Below are 21,848 nucleotides of genomic sequence, written 5' to 3' on the forward strand. Positions count from 1 at the left end.
CCGTCCCACAGACCAGGGCCGTCCGGCACCCTCTTCCCCGCCACGCCGGGCGGCCCTCATCCATGCGACACGTACACAAGGAGACCTGCCTTGATACGCCCTGCCGCAGGAGTGCTCGCCGCCGCCCTGGCCGTGACGTTCCTGCCCGCCCTCCCCGCCGCGGCCGCACCGGGCGGGCCGCCGCCCGCCCCGCCCTCGGACGCGAAACTGGCCGCCGAACCGGCCCGGCACGACCTGACCCGGGAGCAGTTCTACTTCGTGCTCCCGGACCGGTTCGCGAACGGCGACCCGGGCAACGACCGGGGCGGCCTGACCGGCTCGCGCCTGGAGACCGGCCTGGACCCCACGGACAAGGGCTTCTACCAGGGCGGTGACCTCAAGGGGCTCACCGACCGGCTCGACTACGTCAAGGGGCTCGGCACCACGGCCATCTGGCTGGCGCCGATCTTCAAGAACCAGCCGGTGCAGGGCCAGGGGGCCGATGCCTCCGCCGGCTACCACGGCTACTGGATCACCGACTTCACGCAGGTCGACCCGCACTTCGGGACGAACGCCGATCTGGAGCGGCTGATCGACAAGGCGCACGGCAAGGGGATGAAGGTCTTCTTCGACGTCATCACCAACCACACCGCCGATGTCGTGGACTACCGGGAGGCCTCCCACTCGTACCTGTCGAAGGGGGCGTTCCCCTATCTGACCAAGGACGGGGTGCCCTTCGAGGACAGCGACTACGCCGACGGGAAGAAGAAGTTCCCGAAGGTGGACGGCGAGTCCTTCCCGAGGACCCCCTTCGTGCCCGACGCGAAGAAGAACCTGAAGGTCCCGGCCTGGCTGAACGACCCGACGATGTACCACGACCGCGGGGACTCCACCTTCGCGGGCGAGTCCTCCGAGCAGGGCGACTTCGTCGGTCTCGACGACCTGTGGACCGAGCGTCCCGAGGTCGTCGACGGGATGGAGAAGATCTACGAGAAGTGGGTGCGGGACTTCGACATCGACGGCTTCCGGATCGATACGGTCAAGCACGTCAACACCGAGTTCTGGACGCAGTGGGCGACCGCCCTCGACACCTACGCCGCGAAGCGCGGCCGTGACGACTTCTTCATGTTCGGCGAGGTCTACTCCGCCGACACCGCCGTCACCTCCCCGTACGTGACCCGCGGGAAGCTCGACGCCACCCTCGACTTCCCGCTCCAGGACGCGATCCGCGCGTACGCCTCCCAGGGGGCGGAAGCGGGCCGGCTGGCCTCCGTACTGGGCGACGACTACCGGTACACCTCCGGCAAGGCCAACGCCTACGAGCAGGTGACCTTCCTCGGCAACCACGACATGGGCCGCTTCGCATCCTTCCTGAAGCAGGACCGGCCGGGGGCCGCGGAGCAGGAGCTGCTGGAGCGCTACCGGCTGGCCAACGAGCTGATGTTCTTCGCCCGCGGCAATCCGGTGATCTACTCCGGTGACGAGCAGGGCTTCACGGGCGCGGGCGGCGACAAGGACGCCCGGCAGCCGCTGTTCGCGACCCAGGTCGCCGACTACCTGGACGACGACCAGCTCGGAACAGTGCGCACGCACGCGAGCGATGCCTACGATCCGGGACACCCGCTCTACCGGCAGATCAGTGCTCTCTCGAAGCTGACGAAGGCCCACCCGGCCCTGCGCGACGGCGTCCAGAGCGAACGTCTCTCCGACGGCTCCGTCTACGCCTTCGCCCGCACCGACACCAGGACCCGCACCGAGTACCTGGTCGCCGCCAACAACGGCACCGCATCCCGCACCGTCGAGATCGACGCCCCGGTCGGCGCCCAGTACCGCACCCTGTACGGCGGCACCGCGCTGATCCGCGCCTCGGCGGCCGGCAAGCTCACCCTCCCCGTCCCGGCCCTCGGCTCCGTCGTCCTCCAGGCCGTGACCCCCGCCGCCAAGCCGGCCGTCAAGCCCGCCCTGACCCTGAAGGCCCCGGCCCCCGGCGCCACCGGCACCGTCGAGCTCTCCGCCGACGTCACCGGCGGCGGCCTCAACCGCGTGGTCTTCGCCGCCCAGACCGGCACCGACAAGTGGCAGGTCCTCGGCACCGCCGACCACGCCCCCTACAAGGTCACCCAGCACATCACCGCCCCGGCCGGCACCGCCCTGCGCTACAAGGCCGTCGCCGTCGACTCCGCCGGCCGCACCGCGAGCGCCCTCGCCACCTCCGCCGCAGGCCAGGCCCCGCCCACCGAGATCCCCACCGCCACCCAGCGGGACTACGCGGTCGTCCACTACAACCGCCCCGACGGCGACTACACGAACTGGCGGCTGTACGCCTGGGGCGACCTCGCCGACGGCGAAGCCACTCCGTGGCCCGCCGGACACGACTTCACCGGCCGCGACGCCTACGGCGCCTTCGCGTACGTCAGGCTCAAGCCCGGCGCCTCCTCCGTCGGCTACCTCGTCATCGACAAGGACGGCAACAAGGACGTCGCCGCCGACCGCACCATCGACGTGACGAAGACCGGCGAGATCTGGCTGGAGCAGGGCAAGGAGCCCGCCCGCACCGACCGCCCCGCCTACCCGCCCCAGGACCAGGCCAAGGCCGTCCTGCACCACCAGCGCCCCGACGGCGCCTACGACGGATGGGGCCTGCACGTCTGGACCGGAGCCGCGAACCCCACGGACTGGTCCAAGCCGCTCCTGCCCACCCGCATCGACTCCTACGGCGCGGTCTACGAGGTCCCGCTCGCGCCGGGCGCCACCAGCCTGAGCTACATCCTCCACAAGGGCGACGAGAAGGACCTCCCCACCGACCAGTCCCTGGACCTGAAGGCCAACGGCCACGAAGTGTGGATGCTGGGCGGCCGGCAGCAGTACCTCCTCCCGCAGCCCGCCGGCTCCGCCGCGGCCCTGGACCTCACCAAGTCCGAGGCCGTCTGGATCGACCGCGACACCCTGGCCTGGAACGCCCCCGCCACCGCCGCCTCCGTGCAGCTCCTCGCCTCCCGCGAAGGCGCCGTCAAGGCCGAGAACGGAACCCTGACCGGCTCCGCCCGGTGGCTTCGGCTGAACAGGACGGAGCTCACCGCCGCACAGAAGCAGAAGTTCCCGCACCTGGCCGCCTACGGCGCCTACACCGTCGACCCGCGCGACCGCGACCGCGTACGGGAGGCCCTGCGCGGCCAGCTCGTCGCCAGCGCCCGCGCCGCGAACGGCGCCGTCCTCGCCGCCACCGGCGTGCAGCTCGCCGGCGTCCTCGACGACCTGTACGCGACCACCGCCTCCCTCGGCCCCGTCTTCAAGGACGGCCGCCCCACCCTCTCCGTCTGGGCCCCCACCGCCCAGCAGGTCTCCCTCGAACTCGACGGCCGCACGGTCGCCATGCGCCGCGACGACGCCACCGGCGTCTGGTCGGTGCGCGGCGAACGCTCCTGGACCGGGAAGCGCTACCGCTACGACGTGACCGTCTGGGCCCCCAGCACCCGCCAAGTGGTCCGCAACCTCGTCACCGACCCCTACTCCACCGCCCTCACCGCGGATTCCGTCCACAGCCTCGTCGTCGACCTGGCCGACCCGAAGCTGGCCCCGCCCGGCTGGAAGACCCTGCGCAAGCCCGCGCCCGTCCCCTTCACCTCCGCGCAGATCCAGGAGCTGCACATCCGCGACTTCTCCGTCGCGGACCGCACCACCACCCACCCCGGCCAGTACCTGGCCTTCACCGACACCGCCTCGGCGGGCATGCGGCACCTGCGCGACCTGGCCGCCGCCGGAACCTCCTACGTCCACCTCCTCCCGGCCTTCGACATCGGCACCATCCCGGAGAAGGCCGCCGACCGGACCGAGCCCGCCTGCGACCTGAAGGTGTACGCGCCGGACTCGCAGGAACAGCAGGCCTGCGTGGCCGCCGCCGCCGCGAAGGACGCCTACAACTGGGGCTACGACCCGCTGCACTACACCGTCCCCGAGGGCAGCTACGCGAGCGACCCGAACGGCACGGCCCGCACCGTCGAGTTCCGCAGGATGGTCCAGTCCCTCAACGGGTCAGGGCTGCGCACGGTGATGGACGTCGTCTACAACCACACCGTCGCCGCGGGCCAGTCGGACAAGTCCGTCCTGGACCGCATCGTCCCCGGCTACTACCAGCGCCTGCTGGCCGACGGCTCCGTCGCCACCTCCACCTGCTGCGCCAACACCGCCCCCGAGAACGCCATGATGGGGCGCCTGGTCGTCGACTCGATCGTCACCTGGGCGAAGGAGTACAAGGTCGACGGCTTCCGCTTCGACCTGATGGGCCACCACCCGAAGGCCAACATCCTGGCCGTCCGCGCGGCCCTCGACGGCCTCACCCCCGCCAAGGACGGCGTCGACGGCAAGAAGATCGTCCTCTACGGGGAGGGCTGGAACTTCGGCGAGATCGCCGACGACGCCCGCTTCGTCCAGGCCACGCAGAAGAACATGGCCGGCACCGGTATCGCCACCTTCTCCGACCGGGCCCGCGACGCCGTCCGCGGCGGCGGCCCCTTCGACGAGGACCCGCGCGTCCAGGGCTTCGCGTCCGGCCTGTTCACCGCCCCGAACGCCTCGCCCGCGAACGGCACCCCGGAGCAGCAGAAGGCCCGCCTCCTGCACGCCCAGGACCTGATCAAGGTCGGGCTGTCCGGCAACCTCGCCTCGTACGCCTTCACCGACACCACCGGCCGCCGCATCAAGGGCTCCGAGCTCGACTACAACGGCGCCCCGGCCGGCTACGCGGCGGCCCCCGGCGACGCCCTCGCCTACGCCGACGCCCACGACAACGAATCCCTCGCCGATGCCCTGACCTACAAGCTCGCCCCCGGCACCAGCCCCGGCGACCAGGCCCGCATGCAGGTCCTGGCCATGGCGACGGCCACCCTCTCGCAGGGCCCGGCCCTCTCCCAGGCGGGCACCGACCTGCTGCGCTCCAAGTCCCTGGACCGCAACTCCTTCGACAGCGGCGACTGGTTCAACGCCATCCACTGGGACTGCCGGGACGGCAACGGCCTCGGCCGCGGCCTGCCCCCGGCCGCCGACAACGCCTCGAAGTGGCTCTACGCGAAGCCGCTGCTCACGGGACCGGCACCCACCTGCACGGACATCGGCGCCACCTCGGCCGCCTACCGCGACCTGCTGAAGATCCGTACCACCGAGCCGGACTTCGCCCTGGCCACGGCGGAAGCCGTCCAGTCCCGGCTGGCCTTCCCCCTCTCGGGCAAGGACGAGACCCCGGGCGTCATCACGATGACCCTGGGCGACCTGGTGGTCGTCCTCAACGCGGCGCCCACCGGCCAGGCCCAGCGCGTCACCGCCCTCGCCGGCACCGGCTACCGGCTGCACCCGGTCCAGGCCGCGGGCTCCGACGCCACCGTCAAGCAGTCCGCGTACGACGCGAAGACAGGAGAGTTCACCGTCCCCGCCCGCACCGTCGCCGTCTTCACACGCCGGTGAGCCGGTCCAGGCGCCGCTCCAGCAGGATCACCCCGTAGGTCCTGCCGTCCTTGCCCTGCTTGTCAGGGAGCTCCCCGACCACCCGGTAGCCCGCACCCCGGTAGTACGCGAGCAGCCGGGGGTTGGTGGAGACGCAGTCCAGCCGTGCCCGTTCCCGGCCGGTCCGGGCGATCCGCCGCTCGGCGTGTTCGAGCAGGCGCCGCCCGGCCCCGGCGGGGGCCACCTCGCGCGCCACCATCAGCCGGTGCACGTAGCCCGCCACGGGCGGCTGGACCCCCCAGGCCTCCTCGTCGGACCACCACAACTCGTAGGCCCCGCACACCCGGCCGTCGGCATCGCCGGCGAGCCACACCTCGCCGTCGCGCATCTTCGACCGGAAGTGCGCGGCGTCCTTGTCCCCGGGCTTCCACTGATCGATCCCGTGCTTGCGCATCCACCGGGCGGCCTGGTCGTACAGCTGCACCAGCGTGCCGGCGTCCTTCTCCACGGCCGGCCGGAACCGGATCTCGTCGTCAATGATCACGCGGGCATTATCGATGATCATGGGCGGCGGCCACACCCCGGATTCACCGCGGATCCGGCACCTCGGCCGGCACCAGGGCGGCGAGCCGCCCGACCAGCTCGCCGAAGGGCCCGTCGGAGGGCTCGTCGGCCAGGATCCGTACGAGGATCCCTGCCATCTCCACGTCGTACGCGGCGCTCACCGCGGCCAGCGCGGCGAAGTCGTGCACCAGCTGCAGTTCCAGTTCGCCCCGCGGGATCCGGCGGCCGTCCAGCCAGATCAGCGCGGTGGACTCGGCGAGCGACACCCAGGACCGCACCACGAGCTCCAGGCGCGCGGGCGGCCGCTCCAGCCCGATGCCCAGGTGCGTGAGGATCTGCTCGTAGGCGGCCTGACGCACCTCGTCGATCATCGCGTTCGTCTGGCTGCTGCCGACGGCCGGACCACCGCGCATCAGCGCCGAGAAACCCGGCCCGTGGTCGTCGACGAAATCGAAGAACCGGCCCATCACCCGCAGCAGGCGGGCCCCGAGCGCCCCCTCCCGGGGCTCCACGAACCGCAGCGCCAGCTCGTCGGCGGCCCGCCGCAGCGCAGCCTCGTACAGGCTCAGCTTGCCCGGAAAGTAGTGGTAGACCAGCGGCCGGGATATCCCCGCGGCCGCCGCGATCTCGTCTATCGACACATCGTCGGGCGAGCGGTTGCTGAACAGCTCCAGGGCAACCCCGATCAGCTGCTGCCGCCGCTCCTCGACACCCATCCTGCGTCGCACCCCGGTTGTCATGCGGACACCCTACTGGGGAGCGTTCAGAGGTCCAGGGCCAGTCGGTCCCCCTTCGCGCGGGACACGCACAGCAGCATCGACTCCGCGCGCTCCTGGTCCGTGAGGAGATCGTCGCGGTGGTCCACCGCACCCGCCAGGACTCGGTGTTGGCAGGTCCCGCAGAAACCCTGCTCGCAGGAGTACGGGGTGTCCGGCAGCTCCCGGCGCACCGCGGCCAGCGTGCTCTCGTCCGCCGCCACCTCGACGACCCGCCCCGAGCGGCGCAGTTCGACCGTGAAGGCCCGCCCCGGACCGGGCCCGTCCGCGGGGGCGAACCGCTCCAGGCGCACGGCCGCCGGATCCGCGGCCGCCGCCGTGACCGCACGCATCAGCGGTTCCGGGCCGCAGCAGTAGATCAGCGTGCCCGGCCCGGCCGCGGCGACGCGGGCCAGGTCGGGCAGGCCCGTCTCGTCCGCGGCGACGACCGACACCCGCTCGCCGTAGGGCGCGAGTTCGTCCAGGAAGGGCATCGAGGCGCGCGTGCGGCCCCCGTAGAGGAGGGTCCAGTCGGCGCCGGCCGCCGTCGCGGCCCGCAGCATCGGCAGGATCGGGGTGATGCCGATGCCGCCCGCGACGAAGACGTACGAGGCCGCCGGGACCAGCTCGAAGCGGTTGCGCGGCGGCCGCAGCTCCAGCTCGGCGCCCTCGGCCAGCTGCGCGTGCGCCTCGCGGGAGCCGCCCCGGCCGTCCTCGACCAGCCGGATCGCGATCGTGTACCGGCCGCCGTCCGCCGGGTCGCCGCACAGGGAGTACTGACGCACCAGGCCCGAGGGCAGGGTGACGTCCACGTGCGCGCCCGGGGTCCACGCCGGGAGCTCCGGCGACTCCAGGGTCAGCCGCAGCACGCCCTGCGCGGGCTCCGTACGGGAGACGATCAGCGCGCGCAGCGCGCGGCGCGGGGAACGGCCCGAGACCGGTGTCTCAAGGGCGGGCAGCGGCCAGAGCGGGGAGTCGCCGATGCGGCGGTTCAGGGCGCGCCTGGTCGCCCAGACCGCGCCCGCGACGGCCGTGACCGCGAGGGCGCGCCTCATGCCCGCACCCCGCCGTTGGCGCCCGGGGACGTGGCGAGGTAGGCCACCGCCTGGGCCGTCGATCCCTCCTGCGAGGGGTGGTAGGTGCGGGAGAGGTACTTCGGGACGGACTTCAGCATCGCTCCCGTCGACGGGAGCACACCCTGCTGTCCGGCGAGGAAGAACTTCCCGAAGGAGGCCTTGCCGTCCACCAGGTGCGGGTCGTTCTCCATGAAGAAGCGCACTCCGCGCTGCCACAGGAACACCAGGGCCGAGAAGGCGGTCGCCCAGGTCCGTGCGCGGCGCCGGTAGCCGCCGTCCACGTGCATGAAGAGGTCGAAGGCCACCGAGCGGTGTTCGACCTCCTCCGCCCCGTGCCAGCGCAGCAGGTCCAGCATGGTGGGGTCGGCGCCCCGCCGGTCCAGCGCGTCGGCGTTCAGTACCCAGTCGCCGAGGAACGCCGTGTAGTGCTCGATCGCCGCGATCATCGCGACCCGTTCCATCAGCCACCAGTGGCGGGCCCGGCCCGGCGGCAGCGTCCGGTCGCCGAGGAGCTTCTCGAACAGCCAGTCCACCTGGGCGGTGTAGGGGGTCGGGTCCAGACCCAGCCGCTTCAGGTGGGGGAGCACGTCGTCGTGCGCGGTGGCGTGCATGGCCTCCTGGCCGATGAAGCCGACGACGTCCTCCCGCAGCCGCTCGTCCTCGATGAGGGGGAGCACCTGCTTGTAGACGTGTACGAACCAGCGCTCTCCCGCGGGGAGCAGCAGGTGCAGCACATTGATCATGTGTCCGGCGAAGGGGTCGCCGGGCAGCCAGTGGAGCGGGGTGTCCTCCCAGCCGAAGGACACGTTCCGGGGCCTCAGGTCCACGTGTTCCGACGCCACGGGGGCGGGCGCGAGCGGCGTATTAGACATGGCGTCAATGTACTGATGGGTAGGAGGGAGGAGAAGCCCCCTGCGCGGACTTCTCCGACATGCCACTGCCCGGGCGCGGCCGCGCCCGGGCAGTGTGCGTACGGCTGTCGCGCGGACTACCGCCCGATGTGGCCGGTCGACAGCGCCCACTCGCGGTTGAGGGTGCCCAGCGGGATGCGCCGCTCGAAGACGGGCGTCCCGAACAGCGACAGCTGGAGCTGGAGGTTGCCGCTCAGGTCGAAACCGCCGTACAGCGCCCAGGCGCCTTCCAGGGAGGTCTTGCCGTCGCTGGACGCGGACGCCTTGACGTCTCCCTCGCCGCGCACGTACGGGGCGAAGTCCGCGGTGACGCCGACGGCCCCGTAGAGGCCGACGGAGGCCTCGGCGCCGAGCGCGCCCTTGACCCGCCCGGCGGCGGTGACGCTCGCCTTGACCGGCGTGCTCTTCACGTTCGAGGCGCTCACCGGGGTCCAGCCCTTGCCCACGGCGTAGCTGCCGCCGACCTTGAAGTCGCCCTTGACGTCCTGCTGGACGTCGACGGTCACGCGGCCGTCGGCCTCCACCTGGATGTAGCAGGTCAGGCCGAGGTTGACGACGACCGGCACCGGGCCGACCTGGATGACGGGCGAGCTGTGCAGCTTGGCGAACGGGATCCGCTTGGGCGCCCCGGTGCTCGCGGCCGCACGGCCCTGGAGCTTCCACTGCGAGGACCAGTCGCCGCTCATGCCGAGGAAGGCGCCGCGCGGACCGGGGGTGCCGCCGGTGCCGCCGTCGTAGGCGAACTCGACCTGCGGGGCGAGCTGGACGAACCCGGACACCGAGGCGCCGGCCGAGGCCGGGGCGTCCGGGGCGGTGTCGACGGAGGCGTTGACGTCGAGCCGCAGGTTGCCGAGCGGCAGCTTCGCGCCCTCGGGGCCGAAGGTCAGGCCCGGGCCCTTGGCCCAGGAGAAGGTGACGCCCTTCATCAGGGGTTCGACGACGACCGCGGCCGGGTCGACGGGGACCTTGCCGTCGGCCTTGTCGTCGCCCAGGACGGCGGCCAGCGTGGTGGAGGCGGTCTTGACCTCGGTGCCCTTGTCGGTCTTGCCGACGACCTCGGTGACCTTGGCGAGCAGACCGGAGGGTGCGCCGGGGGCCGGGGCGCTGGCGATGACATCGCCCACCGCCACCGGCTTGTCGGCCTCGGGCGACTTCCCGGTGTCGGGGGACTTGGCGGCTTCCGGGGACTTGCCGGTCTCCGGGGACTTGCCGGTCTCGGACGGCTTGCCGGGTGAGGGCGAACGGCCGGGCGTCTGCGCGCCCTTGGCGATGACGGCCCGGCCGCTCGCCGGGTCGTAGGAGGCGACCTTCAGCGTGGTCTTCTCCGTCTTGCCCTTCCCGTCGGCCCGGGCCACGGCCGCCGGTGTGGACGTCCCCTGCGGGGCCGCGGCCACGTCGAGCTGCTGCGACGTGCCGTCGGACGAGGGGGTGACGGCGGCGGGGGCGGCGGGTCCGGCGGCTCCGGTGTGAGGGGTGGAGCCGCAACCGGTGGCGGTGAGGGCGAGGGCGGTCAAGCCGGGTATGACGAGGCGTCGGGCGAGCGTGCGCACGTGGGGTGACCTTCGGGTGGGGGAGGGGTGTTGGGGTTACCGCTTGGTAACCGGAACCCGATCATGCCATGTGTCGGCAGCGACCGTCATGTCCGGATCCCGCCAACTACCCGACGGTTCCTGACGGTTGAAGCTTCACCCACCCGCGGAAGTGCGACGGCCTACCGCAGCACCCCCGCCTTCGTCCCGTCCGTCAACTTGCCCGACAGGTCCACCTGCGCACCCGCCTGCGCCTTCACCGCCAGCCGGTTGCCGTTCGCCGAACCGCTCACCCCGCCGCCCGACACCGACAGCGACGCGAACTGCGCACTGCCCGCGGCCAGTACGTACCACTGGCCCGCCCGCGACTTCCACAGCACGCCCGCCAGCACCCGCGGCTCCCGCGGCCCGCAGGCCGTCGACCCCTCCGACCGGGCCGCCTGCGCCGCCATCGGGGCACCCGGGGCCAGGAACTGCGCCTGCACCCGGTCCGCCGCACCCTGCCAGGTCTCGGCCCGCGTGCAGAGCCAGGCCGCCGTCCCGCCGCCCTCCGGCAGCGGCTGCTTCGCGTACGTCCACGCGTTGACCGTACGGACCCCGTGCGAGCGGACCGCCGGCAGCAGACAGGCGATCCTCGACCAGTCCCCGAGCTCCGCGGCCTCCGTCACGTCGCGCTCGGCACCCGGCGCGCCCGACGTCAGCCGCGCCGGGGTCAGTTCACCGAGGTCGGTGATCAGCCGGGTGGCGCCGTCACCGGTCACCGCCAGCGCGTTCCAGCTCGTACAGCTGCCCGCCGGGGCCGGGCCCGCCACCGGCGGGGTCACCCCGTGCCGGTCCGGCTTCAGCGCCACCACGGGGGCGGCGGGCTTGAGCAGGTCCCGCAGGGCCGTGCCGGTGACCCAGGGCGCGGTGAGGTAGCGGACGTTGCCGTCGACCCGGCTGAGCACCAGCGCGGTGGCGGTGTCGGCCGAGGCGCCGTCGGTCCGGGCGAAGTCGAGGGCGGCGCCCGCGGTCCCGGTGCGCGGCTCCGCGTAGCGGACCACGCGCAGGCCGTCGTACATCAGGACCACCACGGCCTGGTCCACGGCACCCGCGAACAGCAGCTGGGCCGGCCCCATCGGCGGACCGGCCGGCGTGCCCGGAGTGGCCGAGGCGACCACCGCCGGGCCGGGCCGGGCCCACACGGCCAGCGCCCGGCGCAGCAGCTCCGTGTCGCCGGCCCGGTCGCCGCGGGCGGGCCAGGTGGAGAAGTCCGTACGGGAGGACGTGTGCCAGAGGGCGGGCGCGGCCCGGACCAGCTTCGCGGGATCCAGGGCCTGCTCGGCCGCGGCGTTGCGCGCGTACAGCGGGGCGGCGGCCCCGTCGGAGCCCCAGCCCCCGCCGGGCAGCGCGAGCAGCGCCCCGCACACCGCGAGGGCGGCCCCGGCGACCAGCGCGGCCCGCCCGAGGCGGCGGCGCCGCAGCAGGTCGGTGGGCCGGGCCTGGAGCACGCACGGGTCGAACTCGGGCGAGGCGAACAGGGCGTCGTTCGCCGGATCCCCGGACTCCCGGGCCGCGGCGGCCGGATCCGGGACCCCGGCCTCGTCGAGCACCCGGAGCACCTCCTGCTCGGACAGCCGTTCCAGGGCCCGCAGCACGCAGGCGGCCCGGCCCGGCCCGTCGAGGGTGGCCAGCCACTGGTCGAGCGCGAGCTCCTCGGCCCCGCCCGAGCGCGGGAACAGCCGCAGCCCCCATACCTGGGGGAGCAGCGGCGGGAGCTGCGCGCGCCGTGGCAGTGCCCGGAAGGTCAGCGGGATCCCCGCCTCCAGCGCGGCGCGCAGCACGCGCAGCCGGACGTACGTGTACCCGGAGTCGTCCGCCCCGCCCCGCTGCCCCGGAACCCCGCCCTTCACGGCGGCCGCGGCCGCCGACGGGTCCCGCCGCCCGCGCGGCAGCGACCGCTGGACCAGCGAGTGGGCGGTGAGCACCCGCCGGTTGCGGCCGAGGGAGGGAGGCAGCACCAGATAGGCGAGCCGCACCAGCCGGGGGTAGTGCTCGACGATGGCGGCCTCGGCCTGCTCGACGTCCGGCGGCACGGGAGACGCGGAAGGCGTGGGGCGGGTGGCGGTATCCGGCGCAGTCACGTTCAGCAGAACGAGCGAATCGTCGGATGGTCACCGGTTCGGGCCCCGGCGGCGGTGGCGGTCCCCGGCCGGGGACCGGGGTGCGGGGCCGGGCCGGCAGGCGGGCGCGGGGTCAGGCCACCAGGCGGGCGCGCAGCGCCTCGACCGTCCCGTCGGCGACGCCGAGCCCCTCCCGTACGTACTTCTCCATGGAGCCGTACCGCGTCTCGACCTCGTCCAGCGCCGCCCGCAGGTAGGAGGGGAAGACACCGATCAGCGCGAGCGCGATGTCCGGGTCGCCGCCCGCCGCCGTGAACCCCTCGATCATCGGGGCGAAGGCCTGCTTGACCGCCGGATTGACGGACAGGTATTCGGCCATCAGCGTGTCCTCGTCCGCGCCCAGCAGCGCCAGGATGACCGTCGCGCCCCAGCCGGTGCGGTCCTTGCCGGCCGTGCAGTGGAACAGCAGCGGTCCCGAGCCGGCGTCGGCGGCCTCGGTGAGCAGCATCCGGTACGCGGCGTGCGCGGAACCGGAGCTCACGAAGGACCGGTAGGTGTCGGCGAACAGTGCCTGCGCCCGCCCGCCGCCCAGGTGCTCCTCGGCGACGGCCGGGTCGGACAGCAGGTCCTTGAGCTGGACCGCGGCGGGCATCTCGGCGGAGTTCAGCTTGTCGGCGAGGACGTCGCCGACCAGCATCCGGGCCCCGGCGGGTATCCGGTCGGGGTGGTCGGCGCGCTCGGCGTCGGTGCGGAAGTCGATGACGGTACGCAGGCCCAGCGCGGCCACCACCGGGTCGGCGTCGAGGTCGAGCCGGTTGAGCTGACCCGAGCGCAGGACCAGGCCGTCGCGGATGCTGCGGCCACCGGGGAGCGGGGTGCCGCCGAGGTCGCGGAGGTTGGCGACGGTGGTGGACGGGATGGCGGTCATTGCGGCGGCTCCTGCGAGATGGGTAGGTTCATACAATTTTCTGATGTTTCGCCGCGGAAGGGCAATCGAAAGCGAGCGAGATGCCGATGCCCACCCCGAGCGCCGCCAGGTGTCCGGCGTCCGTGAAGGTGCGGCCGCGCCGGACCACCGGAGCCGCCGCGAGCGCCAGCAGCCCCACCCGCGCGGCCGTACGGACCGTTCCGCGCGGCAGGGCCGAGGTCAGCGCGCCGAGCACGGCGTTGAACCCGTAGCTGGTCCCCACGTCCAGCGCGCTCCGGGTCCGCTGGTCGGCCGTCGTGCGCAGGGCGCCGTACACGAGGAGGGTCGCGGCGGCGTGCCCGAACAGGAACACCGCGGCCGCCCACCAGGCCCCGTACGCGTACTCGGCGTATCCGAGCACCGCGACCAGCAGCAGCGCGTACGGCAGGGGCATGGGCTCCTCGACGACGAGAGCGCTGCTCAGGAGCGTCTCCCAGCGCCCGGCCGCGAGATTGTCGACATTCGTCGAGCAGTCCCGGAGCAGCCGCTCCCGCTCGGCCGCCCCCGTGCGCTCCAGGGCGTACGCCCCGAGCTGGACCCCGCCGGCGTACACCGCTCCCCACGGAATTGGATTCATCTGCTCATGATCGGATAAGCCTCTGGCGGCAACGACGGCGCCCCGTGCGAACATGTCCCGGCCATGTTCGAATCATTCGCGCCGATGCGCGCCACGCGGGCCGCGACCTTCGCGGCCATGTGTGTTGCCCTGGGCGCGATGGGGCATTCGTCCATGTCCGGAGAGGGAATTCCCCTGTTCGGTCTTCTGGGTGCCTTCGGGTTGACCTTCGGGCTCGCCTGGCTCGCCGCCGGGCGGCGACGGGGCCCCGTGGGCATCACCGCCGCGGTGCTCTCCGTACAAGGCGTGCTGCACCTGGTCTTCTCCGGGAGCGCGGCCACGAAGCCGTTCGCCGCTCCCGCTCCCGTGCAGGGGCACCACCACATGCCCGCCGAAGCACCGGGCATGGCCGACATCGCCCACATGGCCGGCGCCCCGGGATCCGCGGGCATGGCGGCCGACATGACGGGCATGACGGGGATGACCGGCATGGCCGGCATGACCGGTCACGGCGGCGCCGGAATGATCGCCGCCCACGTGCTCGCCGGGCTGCTCTGCGCCGCCTGGCTCGCGCGCGGCGAGGCCGCCGTCTTCCGGCTGGCCCGCGTCCTGGCCACCGCCGCGCTGCACGCGGCCCGGCCGCTCACCCGCGCGCTCGCCCTGGTCCGGGCACGGGTGGCCGCCGAACCGGCGCCGCCCGTCGTCCCCGCCCCGTACGAACGGCCGCGCCGCCTGCGCGGAGCCGTGCACGCCCATGCCGTGGTGCGCCGCGGGCCGCCCGGACGCGCCCCGTTCCCGCGTTCCACGGCCCCCGGTCGTCCTGCCCACGCCTGACCCGGCGCGGCGGCGAGCCCTGGGGCCCGGTTCCCCATGTCTTCGCCAACACCTAGGATTCCCATGTCTCTTGACGAGTCCCAAGACGTCCGCACCCCGGACGCCGAACCGGCCGAACCGGTCGCGCCGGCCGGCAGCCGCGGCGGCAGCTGGGCCGCCCTGCGGCCACTGCTCCTGCGCATGCACTTCTACGCGGGCCTGCTCATCGCCCCGCTGCTCTTCCTCGCCGCCGCCACCGGGCTGCTCTACGCCGCCTCCTGGCAGGCCGAAGCGATCATCTACTCCGACGAGCTGACCGTCGCCCGGGTCGGCGAGAGCGCCCTGCCGCTCAGCGCCCAGATCGACGCGGCCAAGGGTGCCGCCCCCGCGGGCGAGGTCGTGTCCGTATGGCCCGCCCCCGACACCGAGGCCACCACCCGGGTGATCATGGAGAGCCCCGGCCTCCCCGAGGGCGAGACCCTCACCGTCTTCGTCGACCCGTACACGGCCGAGGTGCGCGGGCAGCTCGCCACCGTCGGCGACGCGCTGCCGCTGCGGGCCTGGCTGAGCGAGTTCCACTCCAGCCTCCAGCTCGGCGAGTTCGGCCGGAACTACAGCGAGCTCGCCGCGAGCTGGATGTGGGTGGTCGCCCTCGGCGGACTCGCCCTGTGGCTGGGCCGCCGCCGCAAGCACCGCTCGCAGCTGGTCCTCCCGGACCGCAAGGCCACCGGCCGGCGCCGGACCCTGTCCTGGCACGGAGCCGTCGGTCTGTGGGCCGTCGCCGGACTCGTCGTCCTCTCCGCCACCGGACTGACCTGGTCGAAGTACGCCGGCGAGAACATCGGGCAGCTCCAGGACAGCCTCGGCGGGGCCACCCCCGCCGTCTCCGCGCAGCTCGGCGCCGGTGCGGACGCGGGCTCCGGCGAGCATGCCGGGCACACCATGCCCGACGGCACGCAGATGGCCCCGCCGCCCGCGCCCACCACCGACGTCGGCATCGACAAGGCCGTGGACGCCGCCCGGGCCGCCGGTGTCACCGAGGCGCTCCGCGTGACCCTGCCCGCCAAGGGCAAGGGGTACGTCATCAAGGAGCAGGACAAGCTGGTGCCGGTCCACCTGGACTCGGTCGCCGTCGACCCCGCCGACGCCCGCGTCATGGACGAACTGCGCTTCGCCGACTACCCGGTCCTCGCCCAGATGACCCGCTTCGGCATCGACCTGCACATGGGCACGACCTTCGGGCTCGCCAACCAGATCGCGCTGGCCGCGCTCGCCGTCGCCGTGATGTTCCTCGTCTTCTGGGGCTACCGCATGTGGTGGCTGCGCCGGCCGACGAAGGACCGCAAGCTGTCCGTCGGCCGCGCCCAGCCGCGCGGTGCCTGGCGCAGGCTTCCGGTGACCACGCTGCTGCCGCTGGCCGCGGTGACCGCCGTGATCGGCTGGTTCGTCCCGCTGCTCGGGATCAGCCTGGTCGTCTTCCTCGCGGTCGACGTCCTGCTGGGCTTCGTCGCGGGGCGCAGGGCCCGGGCCGCGTAACCGCGCAGCCGGCCGGGTGCCCGGCCGCCCGGCCGGTGACCGACATGAACGAGGTGGGCCCGTACTCCCGGGAGGAGTACGGGCCCACCGTCGTCGGCCGACCGTCGTCGGGCCGACCGCTCGCTCAGGGGGCGTACTTGTAGCCGACCCGGCGCACCGTCTGGATCGAGGCGCGGTGCGAGGCGCCCAGCTTGCGGCGCAGGCGGGCGATGTGGACGTCCACGGTCCGGCCGTCGCCGACGTGCCCGTAGCCCCAGACCGTGGTGACCAGCTGGTCCCGGCTGTGCACCCGGTGCGGGTGCTGCACCAGGTGGGCCAGGAGCTCGAACTCCAGGTACGTCAGGTCGAGCACGCGCCCGTCGACCTCGGCGGTGCGCTGCGCCGGGTCGATCCGGACCCGGCCGTCACCCGGGCCGGCCGGGGCGGGGGCGGGGGTCGTGGCGGGGGCCGACGGTGCGGTGGCAACCGCCTGCGGGGCGAAGGCGATCGGAGGCTGCTGGTCGGCCGGTACGAGCACCAGGTAGCCGATCATCGGCGGCTGGCCCGGCAGCGTCGGCAGGGTGTGCTGGGGCGCGGGCAGCCAGGTGGCCCCCGGCGGCAGGAAGTCCACGACTCGGGACACCTCGTCCCGGTCGACGGACCGGAGGTGATGGCGCGGACTGGGCGGATACGTCAGGGGAGAGGTCGCAGCGGTGGCGGCGGAGGAGAGGGAGCGGGTGTTCGCCATGAGTGGTCAGCTCTTTCACGCGGAGTGGTCGGCAGGAGACGTGCGTACGTCGTCGATGTCGATACCGCGCAGACCGAAGGCCTCGGGGAAGGTCGGGTGGAGGGTCCCGGAGGCTTTAGAGGGCCGGCGCGTTCTTCGCGCGGCAACACTCCCGGTCGTAATCGTGATCCTGACGGGACGGCCAGAAAGGCTCGAGGTCGCTGCGACCTGACGAGGTGTACGAATGGCTGGCCATGGCCCCATTCAAGCAGAAGTCATGCCTCCGGGGCAGGTCTCGTCTCACACCGTGGATCGAAATCTCACATGTCGAGCTCATGCCCCTGCCAATCCCGGACAAAGGGAAACTTCTCAGGGGAGACGGAGCCGCTGCCAACCCGGCCCGACGTCCCAGCCCTTCTCCTGGCGGGCCCAGCGCGCCATGACCTCGACCACCTCGCCCGCCGTGGGCAGATACGCCTGGAAGTGCCGCTCCCCGGACCCGTCCCGGTGCTCCAACTGGTAGTCGCCGCCCTCGTCGTGCCAGACCTGTATGTAGAGGTCCGGGTCCTCGACGATCCGCTCGACGATGACGAAGTGGTCCCCGTCCGCGCCGATGCGCTCCACGAGGTGGGACAACACGCCGAGCGCGGGGCGTTCGTAGGACTCGCCGCGCTCCGTCTGGATCCTGATCGCCAACATGGCCCTACCGTCGCACGGGCCACTGACAACGCCCGCCGGCCCCCAGAGGGGCGCGGCGGGCGCTGTCACCGGACCGGTCGTGTCGTCAGACCAGGCCGTCCTTCTCCAGGCCCGCGCAGCAGGTGTCCGTGATGAGGCGGGTCACCACGTACGGGTCCACGTTCGCGTTCGGACGGCGGTCCTCGATGTAGCCCTTGCCGTCCTTCTCCACCTGCCACGGGATGCGGACCGAGGCGCCGCGGTCCGAGACGCCGTAGCTGAACTCGTTCCAGGGAGCGGTCTCGTGCAGACCCGTCAGACGCTCGTCGATGCCGGCGCCGTAGTTCTTCACGTGGTCGAGCGGCTTGCTGCCCTCGCCCAGCGCCTCGCACGCGGAGATGATCGCGCGGTAGTCCTCGCGCATCGCCTTCGTGGAGAAGTTGGTGTGCGCGCCCGCGCCGTTCCAGTCGCCCTTCACCGGCTTCGGGTTCAGCGTCGCGGAGACGTTGAAGTCCTCGGCGGTGCGGTACAGCAGCCAGCGCGCGATCCACAGCTGGTCCGATACCTCCAGCGGACCGACGGGACCGACCTGGAACTCCCACTGGCCGGGCATGACCTCGGCGTTGATGCCGGAGATGCTCAGGCCCGCGGCGAGGCAGTGGTCCAGGTGCTTCTCGACGATCTCGCGGCCGAAGATCTCGTCCGAGCCGACACCGCAGTAGTAGCCGCCCTGCGCGGCCGGGAAGCCGCCCACCGGGAAGCCGAGCGGACGGATGCCGTCGAAGAAGGTGTACTCCTGCTCGATGCCGAAGATCGGCTCCTGGTCGGCGAACCGCTCGGCGACCGGACGCAGCAGCGCGCGGGTGTTCGACTCGTGCGGGGTCATGTCGATGTTCAGGACCTCGCACAGGACGAGGAGGTTGTCGCCGCCGCGGATCGGGTCCGGGCAGGAGAAGACCGGGTTGAGCACGCGGTCGGACGCGTGGCCCTCGGCCTGGTTCGTGCTCGATCCGTCGAAGCCCCAGATCGGCAGCGCGTCGCCATCCCCGATGATCTTCGTCTTGGAGCGAAGCTTCGCCGTCGGCTCGGTGCCGTCGATCCAGATGTACTCAGCCTTGTAGCTCACGGGCCCCATCCTCAGACTCTGCGGGTGCTGCTGGTCGCTGCTTCATCGCTGCGGTGATGACCGCAGCGTGCCCGCCCGCGATTTCTCTTCCGTTGCCCGTGTGTGAACCCCGTGTTACCGAGGTTTGCACCGCAGGTCGGGCGGGTTGTGCGGGTTGGTGGCGGCGCGCCCGTCCGGGTGGGGCACACTGACCGCGTGAGCATTTCGTCTGATTTGAACTCCACCGAGGCCCCCTCCGGGAGCGCCGCCGCACGTGCCGCCGAAGGCGCCACCGATCAGGCCCCGGCAGGCCGCCGCCCCCGGGTGGGGCTGCTGGGCACCGGCCCCTGGGCACACCGCACCCACGCCCCCGCCCTCGCCGCGCACGCCGGCTCCGACTTCGCCGGCGTGTGGGGCCGCCGCCCCGAGGCCGCGGCCGAGCTGGCGCACGAGTACGGCGTGAAGGTGTACGAAGACCCCGACGAGCTGTTCGCCGAGTGTGACGCCGTGGCCTTCGCCCTGCCGCCCGACGTCCAGGCCGCCATGGCCGTCCGCGCCGCCGCCGCGGGATGCCATCTGCTCCTCGACAAGCCCGTCGCCACCACCGTGGACGACGCCCGAGCCGTCGCCGAAGCGGTCGCGCGCCACCAGGTCGCCTCCGTCGTCTTCCTCACCCTGCGCTTCGCCGAGCCCACCGCGAGCTGGGTCGAGGAACAGGCCGCACGCTCCGGCTGGTTCACGGCCGCGGCCCACTGGCTCGGCGCGGTCTTCCCGCCCGACGGAACACCCAGCGCCTACGCCGACTCGCCCTGGCGCAAGGCCAAGGGCGGACTGTGGGACGTCGGCCCGCACGCCCTGTCCGTACTGATCCCGGTCCTCGGCGACGTCACCGCGGTCAGCGCCACCCGAGGCCCCTCCGACGTGGTCCAGCTGGCACTGCGGCACGCCTCCGGCGCAGCCAGCACCGCCGTGCTCAGCCTGGGCGCGCCGCGCGCGGCCGCCGGAGTGGGGCTCGAACTGCGCGGCGCCGAGGGAGTGCACGAACTGCCCGGCTGGAGCGACGTACCGGGCGCCTACGGCCGCGCCCTGGACGCACTGCTCACCGCGGCCCGGACCGGGGTGCCGGATCCGCGCGGGGCGGAGTTCGGGGCCCGGCTGACGGAGATCCTGGCCGAGGCGGAGGCACAGCTCCCTACTTGATCACCGCGTTCGCCACGATGATGGCCAGCCCGATGGTGGCGTCGGCCATGCCGATCGGCATGGCCGAGGCGAGCCGGTAGCCCACGCGGAGCGCGACGAGCGTCCCCCAGGCGAACAGCAGGGCGGTGTTCAGCCCGAGCCCGACGGCGGTCACCGCGTAGGCGTCCCAGTCGAAGAGCCCGGCGGCGACCAGCAGCAGGACGGTGGGCAGGGCGGCCACGATCAGCGGCCACTCGTTCCACAGCGCCACCCCGAGCATCCGCCATCGGTACCCGGCGGAGTCCTGCCGGTGGGAGGCCATGTGGTGCGAGTACCCGTGCGCGAGCCCGGCGGTCGCGGCCGTCACGAGCACCCAGCTGGCGTCGTAGAACGGGGTGAACTTCTCGCCCTTCTGATGCAGCGCGGCCAACAGCGCACTGGCCAGAACGGTCCCGTACACCCCGCCGAACATCCAGTCGGCCCCCCGCCGCCCGCCCCGTCCCGCCGGGCGGTGTGCTTGCTGCTCCTGGTTCACAACGGGTCCTTTGGTGCGATACGTCCTCTTTGCTCCTCGGGTCACCCTAGGGGGTGGAAGGTGGGGGCGAGGTGAAGAGAGCGCGGGGCCGCTCGGCCGGGGGCGGGGGCCTTGAGCGGCGCTCCGGTGTGCGGAAGCCCGGCGGCCGGGACGGATGGGTGCGGCGGTGGCGTCGGAGGGCGGGAGCCGCTCGGGCGGGGGTCGGGAGGCGGGGCGGGGGCTGCGGTGTGCGGGGGCTGGGCGGGCGGGGTCGGGACCTGTGGCGGTGGCTTCGGTGTGCGGGAGCCGCTGGGGCGGTGGTCGGTGATGTGTATGGGGGTTTCCCGTCAGTCTCATCGTCTCTCCGTGTCGGGCCGGTCCCTCAAGGGCGCTCGTTCCTCGCGTCGCTTCGCGATGGCCTTGCGGCCACCCTTGACCGACCGTCCCGCCACGGAAATCCGAAGACTGCCGAGAAGCCCCCAAAAGAACGAGCCGGTCCAGGCTTTGAAGGACGGGGCGGCCAGAGACCCCCTGCCTTGTCGGGGGTGGGGACGGCCGAGAGGCGGGGCCCATCCAGACCCGGACCCGGACCGGGGAAGCGCGCCAAATCGCTACGCGCTCCTCACGTCTCAGCGTCTCCACCCCGTCTTGGGCTGGACATAGGCCGCCCAAGGGCCCCGATCCCACGCTCGACATGCGTCCGACGGCCGTCCGGGGCCGGGCGTAAGTCGCTCACCATCCACGCGCTTCTCGCTGTCGGCGGCGGACGGTCGGCGCGCCCGCCCAGGCGCATGAGGGTCCTCTTTGGCTGCGTCTGGCCGTCGTCCGGGGTGAAAAGACGTGGAACTGCGGCTATTTCGTCGTGGATGCAGGTCAGCGCACATGAGTGGCCCAGAAGGCCGCCAGTTCGCCCCAATTGCCCTTGTTTGGGGGTGGGTTTGTGGTGTCGTGGTCTCACTGACCCGGTTCCACGACGGAATAGGCGAGGTTTCGGCTGTCAGTCCCTCTCGGCGGCTCTCGTCAGCACCAAACCGGCCGTCGGTCGCAGTCTGGGAGAAGCGAATGGGTGGTGGGCGGCTTACGCCCAGTCCCGGACGGCCGTCGGACGCGCGTCGATGGGGGGACCGGGGCCGTGGGCGGCCTATGTCCGGCCCCGGACGGTCGTCGGTCGCAGGTCGAGTGTCGGATCGGGGCCCTTGGGCGGCCTATGTCCAGCCCAGGACGGACTGGAGACGCTGAGACGTGAGGAGCGCGTAGCGATTGGTCGCGCTTCCCCCCGGTCCGGGCGGGGGTATGGATGGGCCCCGTCTGTCGGTCGTCCCCACCCCCGACAAGGCAGGGGGTCTCTGGCCGCCCCGTCCTGATCCTTGAGTGCCCGGCTCGTTCTTTTGGGGGCTTCTCGGCAGTCTTCGGATTTCCGTGGCGGGACGGTCGGTCAAGGG

At 72.8% G+C, this 21,848-nt stretch carries 16 protein-coding genes; 4 read left to right on the top strand and 12 right to left on the bottom strand.

Annotated features, from left to right (window positions below):
• The first annotated feature begins 90 nt into the window (after nt 1-90).
• Nucleotides 91-5,436: a pullulanase-type alpha-1,6-glucosidase gene (pulA, locus tag Sspor_RS29560; protein ID WP_373318844.1), complete on the top strand. Its 5,346-nt coding sequence runs from the start codon at nt 91-93 to the stop codon at nt 5,434-5,436.
• Here pulA and Sspor_RS29565 read toward each other — a convergent pair.
• From Sspor_RS29565 to Sspor_RS29600, 8 genes are all read right to left on the bottom strand, one after another.
• Nucleotides 5,423-5,959 carry a GNAT family N-acetyltransferase gene (locus tag Sspor_RS29565; RefSeq protein WP_237404085.1) on the bottom strand — a complete coding sequence of 179 codons (537 nt, stop codon included), beginning with the start codon at nt 5,957-5,959 and terminating at the stop codon, nt 5,423-5,425. The genes pulA and Sspor_RS29565 overlap by 14 nt on opposite strands.
• Before the next feature lie 43 nt (nt 5,960-6,002).
• Nucleotides 6,003-6,719, bottom strand: coding sequence for a TetR/AcrR family transcriptional regulator (locus Sspor_RS29570; protein ID WP_202201829.1), 717 nt, complete (start codon nt 6,717-6,719; stop codon nt 6,003-6,005).
• A gap of 23 nt (nt 6,720-6,742) precedes the next feature.
• A complete protein-coding gene (locus Sspor_RS29575; RefSeq protein ID WP_202201830.1) occupies nt 6,743-7,789 on the bottom strand; it encodes a PDR/VanB family oxidoreductase in 1,047 nt (348 codons plus the stop codon).
• Nucleotides 7,786-8,682 (bottom strand): metal-dependent hydrolase, encoded by an 897-nt coding sequence (locus tag Sspor_RS29580; protein WP_202201831.1) that lies wholly within the window; start codon nt 8,680-8,682, stop codon nt 7,786-7,788. The genes Sspor_RS29575 and Sspor_RS29580 overlap by 4 nt, the downstream gene beginning before the upstream one ends.
• A 116-nt stretch (nt 8,683-8,798) precedes the next feature.
• Nucleotides 8,799-10,271: a hypothetical protein gene (locus Sspor_RS29585; protein WP_202201832.1), complete on the bottom strand. Its 1,473-nt coding sequence runs from the start codon at nt 10,269-10,271 to the stop codon at nt 8,799-8,801.
• A gap of 161 nt (nt 10,272-10,432) precedes the next feature.
• Nucleotides 10,433-12,373, bottom strand: a complete 1,941-nt coding sequence (locus Sspor_RS29590; protein ID WP_202201833.1) for a hypothetical protein — start codon at nt 12,371-12,373, stop codon at nt 10,433-10,435.
• Between the two features lie 112 nt (nt 12,374-12,485).
• A complete protein-coding gene (locus Sspor_RS29595) occupies nt 12,486-13,280 on the bottom strand; it encodes a tyrosine-protein phosphatase (protein ID WP_202201834.1) in 795 nt (264 codons plus the stop codon).
• A 28-nt stretch (nt 13,281-13,308) separates the two neighbouring features.
• Nucleotides 13,309-13,896: a rhomboid-like protein gene (locus Sspor_RS29600; protein ID WP_237404086.1), complete on the bottom strand. Its 588-nt coding sequence runs from the start codon at nt 13,894-13,896 to the stop codon at nt 13,309-13,311.
• A 63-nt stretch (nt 13,897-13,959) separates the two neighbouring features.
• On the opposite strand from Sspor_RS29600, the gene Sspor_RS29605 reads away from it, so the two are divergent.
• Entirely contained in the window at nt 13,960-14,709 is a 750-nt protein-coding gene (locus Sspor_RS29605) for a hypothetical protein (protein ID WP_202201835.1), read from the top strand.
• 63 nt (nt 14,710-14,772) lie between these two features.
• Nucleotides 14,773-16,224 (top strand): PepSY-associated TM helix domain-containing protein, encoded by a 1,452-nt coding sequence (locus Sspor_RS29610; protein ID WP_202201836.1) that lies wholly within the window; start codon nt 14,773-14,775, stop codon nt 16,222-16,224.
• A 124-nt stretch (nt 16,225-16,348) separates the two neighbouring features.
• Here Sspor_RS29610 and Sspor_RS29615 read toward each other — a convergent pair whose 3' ends face one another.
• From Sspor_RS29615 to glnII, 3 genes are all read right to left on the bottom strand, one after another.
• Nucleotides 16,349-16,951, bottom strand: coding sequence for a winged helix-turn-helix domain-containing protein (locus tag Sspor_RS29615; protein ID WP_202201837.1), 603 nt, complete (start codon nt 16,949-16,951; stop codon nt 16,349-16,351).
• 348 nt (nt 16,952-17,299) lie between these two features.
• On the bottom strand, nt 17,300-17,629 hold the full coding sequence (locus tag Sspor_RS29620; protein WP_202201838.1) for a hypothetical protein: 330 nt from the start codon (nt 17,627-17,629) through the stop codon (nt 17,300-17,302).
• 85 nt (nt 17,630-17,714) lie between these two features.
• Nucleotides 17,715-18,734, bottom strand: a complete 1,020-nt coding sequence (gene glnII / locus Sspor_RS29625; protein ID WP_202201839.1) for a glutamine synthetase — start codon at nt 18,732-18,734, stop codon at nt 17,715-17,717.
• A gap of 303 nt (nt 18,735-19,037) precedes the next feature.
• Between glnII and Sspor_RS29630 the strand changes: the two genes are divergently transcribed.
• Nucleotides 19,038-19,913 carry a Gfo/Idh/MocA family protein gene (locus tag Sspor_RS29630; RefSeq protein ID WP_237404399.1) on the top strand — a complete coding sequence of 292 codons (876 nt, stop codon included), beginning with the start codon at nt 19,038-19,040 and terminating at the stop codon, nt 19,911-19,913.
• Here Sspor_RS29630 and Sspor_RS29635 read toward each other — a convergent pair.
• The gene (locus tag Sspor_RS29635) at nt 19,906-20,427 is read right to left on the bottom strand and encodes a hypothetical protein (protein WP_237404087.1); all 522 of its coding nucleotides are present in this window, start codon (nt 20,425-20,427) and stop codon (nt 19,906-19,908) included. The genes Sspor_RS29630 and Sspor_RS29635 overlap by 8 nt on opposite strands.
• Between the last annotated feature and the right edge of the window lie 1,421 nt (nt 20,428-21,848).

This window comes from Streptomyces spororaveus, from assembly GCF_016755875.1.
Lineage (GTDB): Bacteria > Actinomycetota > Actinomycetes > Streptomycetales > Streptomycetaceae > Streptomyces > Streptomyces spororaveus.